Genomic DNA, 12212 nt, shown 5'->3' on the forward strand with positions numbered 1-12212 from the left:
CCCGATTCGATAAGACGGGGGTGTCTTCGTGCGAGACAGGAGCCAGATTAAAGATTGGTTTTGTTCGATACTGTCAAATATGGCAGATATTAAATCGTTTTTTTAATGTCGTAATATCCATTACAGGCGTGTCATGTACGTCCTTTCACTAACTTCATCACCACCACAAAAAACACCGGCACGAACACCACCGCCAGCGTCGCCGTGATCATCCCGCCAATCACCCCGGTACCGATCGCTTGCTGGCTTGCCGAGCTGGCTCCCGTGGCAATCGCCAGCGGCACCACACCGAGAATAAACGCCAGCGACGTCATGACGATCGGCCGCAGACGCAACCGCGCCGCTTGCAACGTGGCGTCGACCAGGTCATGGCCTTCGTCGTACAGGCTCTTGGCGAACTCGATGATCAGAATCGCGTTTTTCGCCGACAGGCCGATGATGGTAATCAACCCCACCTTGAAGAACACATCGTTGGGCATGCCGCGAAAGGTCACCGCCAATACCGCGCCGAGTACGCCGAGCGGCACCACCAACAATACCGACGTCGGAATTGACCAGCTCTCGTATAGCGCCGCCAGGCACAGGAACACGATCAGCAGCGACAGCCCAAGCAGAATGGGCGCCTGGCTGCCGGACAAACGTTCCTGCAATGACAACCCTGTCCATTCCTGACCCAATCCCGCCGGCCCTTGTGCCACCAGCCGCTCGATTTCAGCCATGGCTTCGCCGGTACTGTGGCCCGGCGCCGGTTCGCCGGAAATGGCCACCGCCGGGTAACCGTTGTAGCGAGTCAGTTGCGCCGGGCCCTGGGTCCATTTGGCCTGGACGAAGGCCGACAGCGGCACCATTTTTCCGGCGTCGTTGCGCACGTGCATTTTCAGCAGATCAGCCACTTGGCTGCGCTGATCGCCTTCAGCCTGAACCACCACCCGTTGCATTCGGCCCTGGTTGGGGAAGTCATTGATGTAGGCCGAGCCGACGGCGGTGGACAGCAGGTTGCCGATGTCAGCAAAGGACACGCCAAGTGCGTTGGCCTGTTTGCGGTCGACTTCCAGTTGCACCTGCGGCGCTTCAGCCAGAGCGCTTTCACGCACGTTCATCAGGATCGGACTTTTCTCGGCGGCGGCGAGCAATTCACTGCGCGCCTGCATCAGTGTGGTGTGGCCGAGACCGCCACGGTCCTGCAAGCGGAACTCGAAACCGCTGGAGGTGCCCAGGCCGTCAACCGGTGGTGGCAGCACCGAAAAAGCCACGGCGTCCTTGATCTGGCTCAACGCGATATTGGCCCGGTCGGCAATCGAAGTCGCCGAGTCGTCACTGCTGCGTTCAGACCAATCCTTGAGCGTGGAAAACGCCAGCGCCGCGTTCTGCCCGCTACCAGAAAAACTGAAGCCGAGAATGATCGTGCTGTCGCCAATGCCCGGTTCCGTGGCGTTATGCGCTTCAATCTGCTCAACAACCTGCACCGTCCGGTTCTTGCTCGCGCCCGGCGGCAATTGAATGTCGGTGATGGTGTACCCCTGGTCTTCAACCGGCAGGAACGAGGAGGGCAAACGACTGAAACAAACGCCCAGACCGATCAGCAACACGCCATAGATCAGCAGGTATCGACCGGTGCGTTTCAACGCATAGGCGACCCAGCCTTGATAACGTTCGGTCAACCGTTCGAAGCCACGATTGAACCCACCGAAGAAGCCGGTCTTTTCGTGATGCTCACCCTTGGCAATCGGCTTGAGCAACGTCGCACACAGCGCCGGGGTCAACGTCAGCGCAAGGAACGCGGAGAACAAGATCGACGTGGCCATCGACAACGAGAACTGCTGGTAAATCACCCCGACCGAGCCTTGCATGAACGCCATCGGAATAAACACCGCCACCAGCACCAGCGTAATGCCGATAATTGCGCCGGTGATCTGTGTCATTGCCTTGCGCGTCGCTTCTTTCGGTGACAGGCCCTCGGTGGCCATGATCCGCTCGACGTTTTCCACCACCACAATGGCATCGTCCACCAGAATGCCGATGGCCAGCACCATGCCGAACATAGTCAGCACGTTGATCGAGAAACCCAGCGCCAGCATGGTCGCAAACGTGCCCATCAACGCGACCGGCACCACCAGGGTCGGGATCAGTGTGTAGCGGATGTTTTGCAGGAACAGGAACATCACCGCAAACACCAGCAACATCGCTTCGCCGAGGGTGTAGACCACTTTGGTGATCGAGACTTTGACGAAAGGCGAAGTGTCGTACGGGATCTTGTATTCCACCCCGGCCGGGAAATAGCGCGACAGTTCATCCATCTTCGCCCGCACCAGCGTTGCCGTGCTCAGGGCATTGGCCCCCGGTGCCAATTGCACGCTGACGGCGGTCGACGGTTTGCCGTTCAGGCGGGTGGAGAAGTTGTAGTCCTGGCTGCCGATCTCGACCCGTGCCACATCGCCGATGCGCACGGTGGAGCCGTCGGGATTGGCCTTGAGGACGACGTCGGCGAACTCTTGCGGTGTCGACAATTGGCCTTTGACCAGAATGGTCGCGGTGATTTCCTGGGTGGCGCGGGTCGGCAAGTCGCCGATACTGCCGGCCGATACCTGAGCGTTCTGCGCCACGATGGCAGCGTTGACATCGGCTGGGGTCAAGTTGAAGCCGATCAGTTTCTGCGGATCGATCCAGATGCGCATCGCCCGTTCGGCACCATACAACTGAGCCTTGCCGACACCGTCCAGACGCTTGATCTCGTTCATCACGTTACGCGCCAGGTAATCGCTGAGCGCCACGTCGTCGAGCTTGCCGTCGCTGGAGGTGAGCGTGATCAGCAACAGGAAACCGGCGGAGACTTTCTCCACCTGCAAACCTTGCTGGTTTACCGCTTGCGGCAGACGTGATTCCACGACTTTCAGGCGGTTTTGCACATCGACCTGAGCCATTTCCGGATCGGTGCCCGGTTGAAAGGTCGCCTTGATCGTGGCGCTGCCGAGACTGCTCTGGGATTCGAAATACAGCAGGTGATCAGCGCCGTTGAGCTCCTCCTCGATCAGGCTGACCACGCTTTCGTCCACGGTTTGCGCCGAGGCACCCGGGTACGTGGCATAGATTTCGATTTGCGGTGGCGCGACGTCGGGGTACTGCGCCACCGGCAACTGCGGAATGGCCAGCGCACCGGCCAACAGGATGAACAGGGCAACCACCCAGGCGAACACCGGGCGATCGATAAAGAACTGCGGCATAAAAAAGCGTCCTGCTTACTGACCAGAAACCTGGGCAAGTGGAAGAGGGGTGTTGTCGATCTGGACTTGCTCGCCGGGGCGCGCGTGTTGCAGGCCTTCGATGACGATGCGGTCGCCGGGCTTGAGACCTCCGGTGACGATCCAGCGATCGTTCTGCACCGCGCCCAGTTCAACCGGTTGCAGACCCACGCGTTGCTCGGCGTCGAGTAGCCACACTTGAGCAATACCGGCGCTGTCACGCTGGATCGCCCGTTGCGGCACGCTGATGCCTTGTTGGTTCACCGCCTGCTCCAGGCGCACACGCACAAAACTGCCCGGCAGCAAATCGAGGTCCGGGTTGGGAAACTCGCTGCGCAAGATGATCTGGCCCGTGCCCGGGTCCACGGTAATGTCGGTGAACAACAGCTTGCCCGGCAGCGGATAGAGACTGCCGTCGTCCTGGATCAATGTCGCTCTGGCCTGGCCCTGTCCGACTTGCTGCAACTGGCCGGAGCGGAAGGCCCGGCGCAGGTCGTTGAGTTCGCGGGTCGACTGGGTCAGGTCGGCATGAATAGGGTTTAGCTGCTGAATCAGCGCCATTGGCGTGGTTTCGTTCTGGCCGACCAGGGCGCCCTCGGTCACCAGTGCGCGGCCGACCCGCCCGGAAATCGGCGCGGTGACGGTGGCGTAGCCGAGGTTCAGTTTCGCCCGTTCCACGGCGGCTTTGTTGGCGGCCACGTCGGCCGCGGTTTGCCGGACGCTGGCGCGGGCGTTGTCGTAGTCCTGGCCGCTGATGGCGTTGCCTTCGATCAATTGTGCATACCGCTGCTCTTGCAGCCGGGCCTGGAAGGCGTTGGCCTCGGCCTTGCGCAATGCCGCTTCGGCGCTGTCCAGGTCGGCCTTGAACGGTGCGGGATCAATGCGAAACAACACGTCGCCTTTTTTCACATCGCTGCCTTCATTGAAGGTGCGTTGCAACACGACGCCGGCGACTCGGGCACGGACTTCGGCAATCCGTGGCGCGGCAATCCGCCCGCTCAATTCGCTGGTGATCGACAACGGCCGGGCTTCGATGGTTTCGATCCGCACGGTGGCCAGCGGCGCCTGTTCTTCGGCGTTGGAGGACTTGTCGCAGGCGCTCAGCGTCAGCGCCAGCGCAAACACGCCGAGCGTGGCAAACAGATTCTTTGACATGGAAATACCCCAATAATGACCACCCGCATCCTACGGGGCGCCGACGAGGGTAGCGGTGAAGCTTTGTTGGTGCTGTGTGAAATTGTGTAAGGGTTTTGCTCGGGCGGGCGTGAGGGCGTATATCCTTGGCGACTTGATATTTTTTGCGACTGTTACGCCGTCATCGCGGGCTTGCCCGCGATGAGGCCTTAACAGTAGCCACTGCACTTTCTGGAAACACCCATGCCCAACATCCTCCTGGTCGAAGACGACACCGCCCTCTCCGAACTGATTGCCAGCTACCTGGAACGCAACGGCTACTCGGTCAGTGTGATCAGTCGTGGCGACCACGTACGTGAGCGCGCGCGGGTCAATCCGCCGGACCTGGTGATCCTCGACTTGATGTTGCCGGGCCTCGATGGCCTGCAAGTCTGCCGCTTGCTGCGGGCGGATTCGGCCACGCTGCCGATCCTCATGCTCACCGCCCGCGACGACAGTCACGATCAGGTGCTGGGCCTGGAAATGGGCGCCGACGACTACGTCACCAAGCCCTGCGAGCCCCGGGTTTTGCTGGCCCGGGTGCGTACATTGCTGCGCCGCAGCAGCCTTGCCGATCCGCAAACCGCCAACGACCGCATCCTCATGGGCAACCTGTGCATTGACCTGTCCGAGCGCACCGTGACCTGGCGCGAGCAATTGGTTGAACTGTCCAGCGGCGAGTACAACCTGCTGGTGGTGCTGGCCCGGCATGCTGGCGAAGTGCTGAGCCGCGACCAGATCCTGCAGCGTTTGCGCGGTATCGAATTCAACGGCACAGACCGTTCGGTGGACGTGGCGATTTCCAAGTTGCGGCGCAAATTCGACGACCACGCCGGCGAGGCGCGCAAGATCAAGACTGTCTGGGGCAAGGGTTATCTGTTCAGCCGTTCCGAGTGGGAATGCTGAAACGATGTTCAGAATTCTGTTTCGCCTGTACCTGGTAACCATCGTCTCCTTCAGCGCGGCGATCTATCTGGTGCCAGATATCGTGGTCAAGGTCTTCCATGAACGCTTTATCACCTACAACCTCGACTATTCGCGAGGTTTGCAGACCCTCATCGTCAAACAGTTCCATGCGGTGCCCGACGCGCAGTGGCCGGCCTTGGCGGTCGAGATGGACAAGGAGTTTGCCCCGCTGCACATCGTTCTGACACGCAATGATGATCCCGAATTTACCCTGTTTGAGCGCGAACGCCTGCAGCGCGGCGAGAACGTGGTGCGCATCGGCGACTGGGGCTGGCGCACGCTCGCCGTGGCCCCCCTGAACGAGCAGACAGTGGTGCAAATGATCGTGCCGCCGGACCCGATGGACGTCAGCTTGCTGTACTGGAGCATCAACGTTCTGATCGGGGCAACCATGCTGGCGTGCCTGTTGCTATGGTTGCGTCCGCACTGGCGCGATCTGGAACGCCTCAAAGGCACCGCCGAACGTTTCGGCAAAGGCCACCTGAGCGAACGCACACTGATTTCCCGACACTCCAACATCGGCAGCCTGGCCAATGTCTTCGACACCATGGCCGGCGACATCGAAAGCCTGCTCAACCAGCAGCGCGACTTGCTCAACGCGGTCTCCCACGAACTGCGCACGCCGCTGACCCGCCTGGATTTTGGCCTGGCGCTGGCGCTGTCCGACGACTTGCCCGCCGCCAGCCGCGAGCGCTTGCAAGGCCTGGTGGCACACATCCGCGAACTCGATGAATTGGTGTTGGAGTTACTTTCCTACAGCCGCCTGCAAAACCCGGCTCGCCTGCCAGAGCGGGTTGAAGTGTCGCTGGACGAGTTTATCGACAGCATCCTGGGGAGCGTCGATGAAGAACTGGAGTCGCCGCACATCGTGATAGACGTCCTGCTTCAAGGCCAGCTCGAACGCTTCACGCTCGACCCGCGCCTGACCGCTCGCGCAATTCAGAACCTGCTGCGCAATGCCATGCGCTATTGCGAAAAACGCATTCAAATTGGCGTTCAGGTCTGTACCAAGGGCTGTGAAATCTGGGTCGATGACGACGGCATCGGCATTCCTGATGACGAGCGCGAGCGGGTCTTTGAGCCGTTTTATCGACTGGACCGAAGTCGGGACCGGGCGACGGGCGGGTTCGGCCTGGGGCTGGCGATCAGCCGTCGGGCACTGGAAGCGCAGGGCGGCACACTGACCGTCGAACTGTCGCCGCTGGGTGGCGCGCGCTTTCGTTTGTGGTTGCCGACCCAATCCTGAATTTAGCAGCTGTCGAGCCCGCAAAGTTGCGTCTGCCGTAGCAGCTGTCGAGCCTGCGAGGCTGCGTCCGGCCGCGTAGCGGTCGTAAAACCTACACAAGCATTCTTTATGAAGCACCGCACCGTCTGATTTACGACTGCTTCGCAGTCGGACGCAGCCTCGCAGGCTCGACAGCTGCTACGGCGGACGCCGCCTCGCGGGCTCGGCAGCGGCTACAAAACTATGCGCCAAGCCGGGTTCGCAACACGGTGGCCATGCCCTCCAGCTCGGCTGCCGGGTTGTGTCCGATCAGCATCCAGGCATGCTCCATGTCCGCCCAATAAACCACGTTCATGTCGTGCCGGCGCTCATGGGCGAGGTGGCGACTGCCGCTGTTGGAGCGGGTGGCGCACAAGGCAATCGGGCCGTGCACCGGATCCAGGTACGTAATCTGCGCAATGGGCACGCCGTCATATTCGAGGATTTGCGCGCGCTTGAACTCGGACCTTGGCAGGACCAGTTGGGCCGGCGCCAGGTTCAGGCCCAGGCGCGTGTCGATGATGCGCAGTTGCGCACTTTGGCTGGCTTCATCGCTGGGCAGGTGCTCCAGCGTTTGCGGCACGTAAAGCGACATGTAGTCCGCCACCAGGCCGCGCCAATTGGTTTTTTCCTGACTCAATTGCCAGCCCAGGAACAAACGGTCCGCCACCACGCTGCTGAGCACCAACCCGGCAGCTGCCGCGAGAAACCAGCGACGATTCATCGACGGGCGTTCAGGGGAAGGCAAGGTGTCGAGCATCGACTGTAAGCGATCCAGGGGCGCCTGTTGGCCCAGTTCGGCATAGGCTTCCTTGAACGGCAGGCAGCTGCGGGCCAGCCATTGCAGGCGCAGGTTGAGCGTCGAATCCTCGGCGATGGCCGCGTCAATGCGACTGCGTTGCTCGATATCGAGTTGATCGTCGAGGTACGCCACCAGTTGCTCATCCGACGGTATGCCACGCTCGTTCATCGACGTTCTCCCGTGGAAGGGTTCGGTACCGCGTGCAGCGGCGGATACTCGGCCAGTTTCACCCGTGCCGCGGCCAGCCGGCTCATGACCGTGCCGATGGGCACTTGCAGCACCTCGGCGACTTCGCGATACGCCAAACCTTCGACATACGCCAGGTACACCGTTTCGCGTTGTGCTTCTGGCAACGCGTCGACACGCCGGATCACTTGAGCGGCGAGCACATGGGTTTGCGCCGCGTGTTCGCCGTCAAACGACAAGTGACTGTCGGCATCCACCAATCCCTGGCCCTGACGCACGCGCCGGTTGCGCACTTCGTTGAGCCAGATCGAGTGAAGAATGCTCAACAACCAGCGGTCCATACGCGTACCCGGGATAAACTGCCCGGCACGCTCAAGCGCCCGCACGCAAGTCGCCTGCACCAGGTCTTCGGCCACATGCCGTTGCCGGGACAGCAACAAGCCATAGCGCCACAAACGCGCCAAGTGCTGGCCCAGTTCGGCCCTGATTGCTTGATCGTTGGCGATGACGAACTCCGTCTATCTCGGTTGTCAGGTTTTCGATGAGTCGTTGATGGCTTCGGCCAGGTCCTGATACTCCTCACAGGTGTTGCCGCAAATCGATTTGATGTGCTGCAACTGTTCCTGGGCCAGGTCCAGTCGACCCTTGATCACGTACGCTTCGCCGAGGTACTCGCGCACTTTCGCATACTGCGGGTCAAGTTTGACCGATTGCAGGTAGTAACCGATGCCTTCGTCGGTGCGCCCCAGTTTACGCGTGGCGTAGCCCCGATAGTTCAAGGCGATGGCGGTGTTCGGCTCTTTCAGGGTGTCGAGCAGGGCCAAGGCTTCCTCGTAGCGTCCGTCCTTGGCCAGACGATAAGCGTAGCTGGTTCGGTCGGCGTCCGGCACGAGGTTGCTGGTTTGCTTGAGGCATTTTTGCGATCTGGAGTCGAACACCTGGCCTTTCGGGCAGTTGGGCCTGGCGGGTGCGTCTTCTTCGCCATGGGCCTGGGCGAGCGAACTGGTCAATGCTGCCGTCAGGCAACCGGCAAGCAGCAGCGGGGCGGTGAAAACAGCAAAACGCACGTTCATGGGCAAGGCTCCAGGGTTTGAATCACGATAATGTGGGGTGATGAATTGAAAACACCGCAGCGTGAACAATTATTCATTTCTTTCTGGAGAACATTGCAACGAAAGCTCAAACCTTGGCGCTATGCTCGACAGCATTCGTTGTCCACCGGGAGAACTGCCATGACAGACCACGTTCATCACGCGACGGCGGGCTATAAAACCAGCGCCGAAACCTATGTGCGCGGCCGCCCGGACTACCCGCCAGCGGTCGCTGACTGGCTGGCGGGTACGTTGGGCTTGAGCGCCGACAAAAGCGTGGTGGACCTGGGCGCCGGCACCGGCAAGTTCACCGGCCGGTTGCTGGCGACCGGAGCGCAGGTGATTGCCGTGGAACCGGTGGCGCAGATGCTGGAGAAGCTGTCCCAGGCCTATCCCGAAGTGCTGGCGGTCAACGGCACCGCTACGGATTTGCCGCTACCGGATGCGTGTGTGGACGTGGTGGTCTGCGCCCAGGCCTTTCACTGGTTCGCCAACGCCCGGGCGCTGACCGAAATAGCCCGGGTCCTGAAGTCGGGCGGCAAGCTGGGGCTGGTGTGGAACCTGCGCGATACCAAGGTCAGTTGGGTGCCGAAACTGGATGCGATCGTCAACGCGCTGGAAGGCGATACGCCGCGTTATTACACCGGCGCCTGGCGCCGGGCGTTTCCACATCCCGCGTTCGGGCCATTGCAGGTGCAGCACTTCAACCATGGACACACGGGGTCGCCTGAGGATGTGATCTTCAATCGGGTGCGCTCCACCAGTTTTATTGCGGCGTTGCCGCAGGCCCAGCGGGCGAAAGTGGATGAGCAGATTCGTGCGTTGATTGCTTCAGAGCCGCAATTGCGTGGACGAGAGGTGGTGACGGTTCCGTATGAGACGGCGGCGTTTGTGGTGGTGAAGGCCAGTTAAGCGGGCGGTGCGACGATTCGGCTTGCCCGCGATGAAGCCCACCCAGTCACTGGCGATCCAGAAGCCAGTCCCGCTTTTGGCCGAACCACTGCCTTACTGTCCACCCTGATGCCTTGTTATAGTCCGGGCCTCTTTTTTTTGCCCGGTAAAGGATCCCTGCCATGACTCAGTACACCGCGTTCACCGTCGAACTCGCCGACAACATCGCCCATGTGCAGATCAACCGCCCGGAAAAAATCAATTCGATGAACGCCGCGTTCTGGAGCGAAATCATCGAGATTTTCCAGTGGATCGACGACACCGATGAAGCGCGCGTCGTGGTCCTTAGCGGCGCCGGCAAGCATTTTTCCTCCGGTATCGACCTGATGATGCTGGCCGGCGTGGCCAATGAACTGGGCAAGGACGTCGGCCGCAACGCGCGCCTGCTGCGCCGCAAGATTCTCGCCCTGCAAGCCTCTTTCAATGCCGTCGATAATTGCCGCAAGCCGGTACTGGCGGCTATCCAGGGTTATTGCCTGGGCGGCGCAATTGATCTGATTGCCGCGTGTGACATGCGTTACGCCGCCGAAGACGCACAATTCTCGATCAAGGAAATCGACATCGGCATGGCCGCCGACGTTGGCACCTTGCAACGCTTGCCGCGCATCATCGGTGACGGCATGCTGCGTGAACTGGCTTACACTGGTCGCACTTTTGGCGCCGACGAAGCGCGTAACATAGGCCTGGTCAATCGCGTCTACAGCGACAACGCCAGCCTGTTGGATGGCGTGATGGGCATTGCCCGCGAGATCGCCGCAAAGTCGCCGATTGCCGTCACCGGCACCAAGGAAATGATCAGCTACATGCGCGACCATCGTATTGACGACGGCCTCGAATATGTCGCCACCTGGAACGCCGCCATGCTGCAATCCACCGACTTGCGCGTGGCGATGGCCGCCCATATGAGCAAACAGAAACCCGAATTTCTGGATTGATTAAAAATGACTTCACGCTGGACCACCGCAGTACTGGACACCGATCTACCCGGCGGCTGGGCTGTGGCCCGTAGCCCCGAAGGTTTTCTGTTCGATGACAATGGCGCGCTGTTCCCGCGTGAGTGGCTCAAGCGTCAGGACTTGTCGATTCTCGCCGAGCACGGCATTGGCCATCTCGACGGCGAGCCGGTCTATCTGCTGGAATTGCGCAGTCACAGCGACGTGCCGGGTTGCAACTGGAAAGGCCTGCGGGCGTTCATGCTGGAAGGCGATCACACGGTGTACAAGGTGCTCGGCTATGCCGCGCAAATTGGCACCTGGTATCGCGAGCATCGCTTCTGCGGCAACTGTGGGCAGGCGGCAACGCAGGTTCCGCGTGAGCGGGCGATGTATTGCGAGCCCTGTGATTTGCGCTATTACCCACGGATCTCGCCGAGCATGATCGTGCTGGTCACCCGTGGCGATGAAGTCTTGCTGGCCCGTTCGCCACGCTTTGTCAGCGGGGTCTACAGCACGTTGGCGGGGTTTGCCGAGCCGGGGGAGTCGGCAGAAGACTGCCTGATTCGCGAGGTGCGCGAAGAAGTGCGCATCGAGGTCAAGAACATCCAGTACCTGGGCAGCCAGTGCTGGCCGTTCCCGCACTCGATGATGCTCGGCTTCCATGCCGAGTACGCCGGTGGCGAGATTGTCTGTCAGGAGGACGAAATCGAAGACGCCCAGTGGTTCAATGTCCACGCGCTGCCGCCGTTGCCGGCGTCGCGCTCGATTGCCCGTTACCTGATCGATGTCTATGTGGCGCGGCGCTTAGGCCTCGCTGAACCAGTGCTGCCAGGCTAACCGCACGGTCAAGCCCAGTACCACGGTGATGAACACCGGCCGAATGAATTTCGCGCCGCCGCTGATGGCGGTGCGAGCACCAAAGAATGCGCCGACCATCACCGACAGGCCCATGCTCAGGCCGATGATCCAGTCCACCTGCCCGGAAAACACAAACACCGACAGCGCCGCAATGTTGCTGACGAAGTTCATGCTGCGCGCCACGCCGCTGGCCTTTACCAGGTCGATGGGGTACATCAGCAGACTGCTGACGGTCCAGAATGCACCTGTGCCTGGACCCGCCACGCCGTCGTAGAAACCGAGGCTGAAGCCTTGGGTCGATTGCCACTTTTTCTTGATCGGTGCATCGCTGTCCAACGGTGCTTTCGGTGTGCCGCCAAACAACAGGTACAGGCCGCAAGCGAACACGATCACCGGCAGCATTTTGTTCAGCCATTCGGCGGGCAAGTAATGCGCGACGATGGCGCCGGTCAATGCGCCGACCAGGGTGCCGACGATGGCATGCACCCACTGCCGGGGATGGAACAGCTTGCGCCGGTAGAAGGTGAAACTGGCGGTGGCCGAGCCGAACGTCGAACTCAACTTGTTGGTGCCCAGCACCAGGTGCGGTGGCAGGCCGGCGGTCAGCAGTGCCGGCGTGGTCAGCAGGCCGCCACCGCCGGCAATCGCGTCGATGAAGCCGGCAATGAAGGCAACGACGGCCAGAATGGCCAGGGTAGTGAGGTCAACGCTGAGTTCGAAAGGCATGGAGTCGGCTTATTCGGCGGG

At 60.9% G+C, this 12212-nt stretch carries 11 protein-coding genes; 5 read left to right on the forward strand and 6 right to left on the reverse strand.

From position 1 onward, the window contains the following. Positions 1–131: 131 nt before the first annotated feature. Both LOY55_RS15185 and LOY55_RS15190 read right to left on the reverse strand, forming a co-directional pair. A complete protein-coding gene (locus LOY55_RS15185; protein ID WP_258668284.1) occupies positions 132–3221 on the reverse strand; it encodes an efflux RND transporter permease subunit in 3090 nt (1029 codons plus the stop codon). A 15-nt stretch (positions 3222–3236) separates the two neighbouring features. After that, positions 3237–4394, reverse strand: a complete 1158-nt coding sequence (locus LOY55_RS15190; protein WP_109784783.1) for an efflux RND transporter periplasmic adaptor subunit — start codon at positions 4392–4394, stop codon at positions 3237–3239. A 222-nt stretch (positions 4395–4616) separates the two neighbouring features. On the opposite strand from LOY55_RS15190, the gene LOY55_RS15195 reads away from it, so the two are divergent. Together LOY55_RS15195 and LOY55_RS15200 are read left to right on the forward strand one after the other, a co-directional pair. Further along, positions 4617–5318: a response regulator transcription factor gene (locus tag LOY55_RS15195; protein WP_109784784.1), complete on the forward strand. Its 702-nt coding sequence runs from the start codon at positions 4617–4619 to the stop codon at positions 5316–5318. Positions 5319–5322: 4 nt separating this feature from the next. Next, a complete protein-coding gene (locus LOY55_RS15200; RefSeq protein WP_046027347.1) occupies positions 5323–6624 on the forward strand; it encodes an ATP-binding protein in 1302 nt (433 codons plus the stop codon). A 220-nt stretch (positions 6625–6844) separates the two neighbouring features. Here the strand turns inward: LOY55_RS15200 and LOY55_RS15205 are convergent, their stop codons facing one another. The 3 genes from LOY55_RS15205 to LOY55_RS15215 form a co-directional block, all read right to left on the reverse strand. After that, a complete protein-coding gene (locus LOY55_RS15205) occupies positions 6845–7612 on the reverse strand; it encodes an anti-sigma factor (protein WP_258668285.1) in 768 nt (255 codons plus the stop codon). Beyond that, positions 7609–8094, reverse strand: a complete 486-nt coding sequence (locus tag LOY55_RS15210) for a sigma-70 family RNA polymerase sigma factor (protein ID WP_080942989.1) — start codon at positions 8092–8094, stop codon at positions 7609–7611. The genes LOY55_RS15205 and LOY55_RS15210 overlap by 4 nt, the downstream gene beginning before the upstream one ends. 66 nt (positions 8095–8160) lie before the next feature. Beyond that, the gene (locus LOY55_RS15215) at positions 8161–8703 is read right to left on the reverse strand and encodes a tetratricopeptide repeat protein (protein WP_046027345.1); all 543 of its coding nucleotides are present in this window, start codon (positions 8701–8703) and stop codon (positions 8161–8163) included. Between the two features lie 159 nt (positions 8704–8862). Between LOY55_RS15215 and LOY55_RS15220 the strand changes: the two genes are divergently transcribed. From LOY55_RS15220 to nudC, 3 genes are all read left to right on the forward strand, one after another. Next, positions 8863–9633, forward strand: coding sequence for a class I SAM-dependent methyltransferase (locus tag LOY55_RS15220; protein WP_109784786.1), 771 nt, complete (start codon positions 8863–8865; stop codon positions 9631–9633). A gap of 161 nt (positions 9634–9794) precedes the next feature. Continuing rightward, entirely contained in the window at positions 9795–10607 is an 813-nt protein-coding gene (locus tag LOY55_RS15225) for a crotonase/enoyl-CoA hydratase family protein (RefSeq protein ID WP_109784787.1), read from the forward strand. 6 nt (positions 10608–10613) lie between these two features. Further along, positions 10614–11444: an NAD(+) diphosphatase gene (gene nudC / locus LOY55_RS15230; RefSeq protein ID WP_109784788.1), complete on the forward strand. Its 831-nt coding sequence runs from the start codon at positions 10614–10616 to the stop codon at positions 11442–11444. On the opposite strand, the gene LOY55_RS15235 is transcribed toward nudC, so the two are convergent. After that, positions 11412–12191 (reverse strand): TSUP family transporter, encoded by a 780-nt coding sequence (locus LOY55_RS15235; RefSeq protein WP_109784789.1) that lies wholly within the window; start codon positions 12189–12191, stop codon positions 11412–11414. The genes nudC and LOY55_RS15235 overlap by 33 nt on opposite strands. Positions 12192–12212 lie beyond the last annotated feature (21 nt).

The sequence above is a fragment of the Pseudomonas sp. B21-040 genome (assembly GCF_024748695.1).
Classification (GTDB): Bacteria; Pseudomonadota; Gammaproteobacteria; order Pseudomonadales; family Pseudomonadaceae; genus Aquipseudomonas.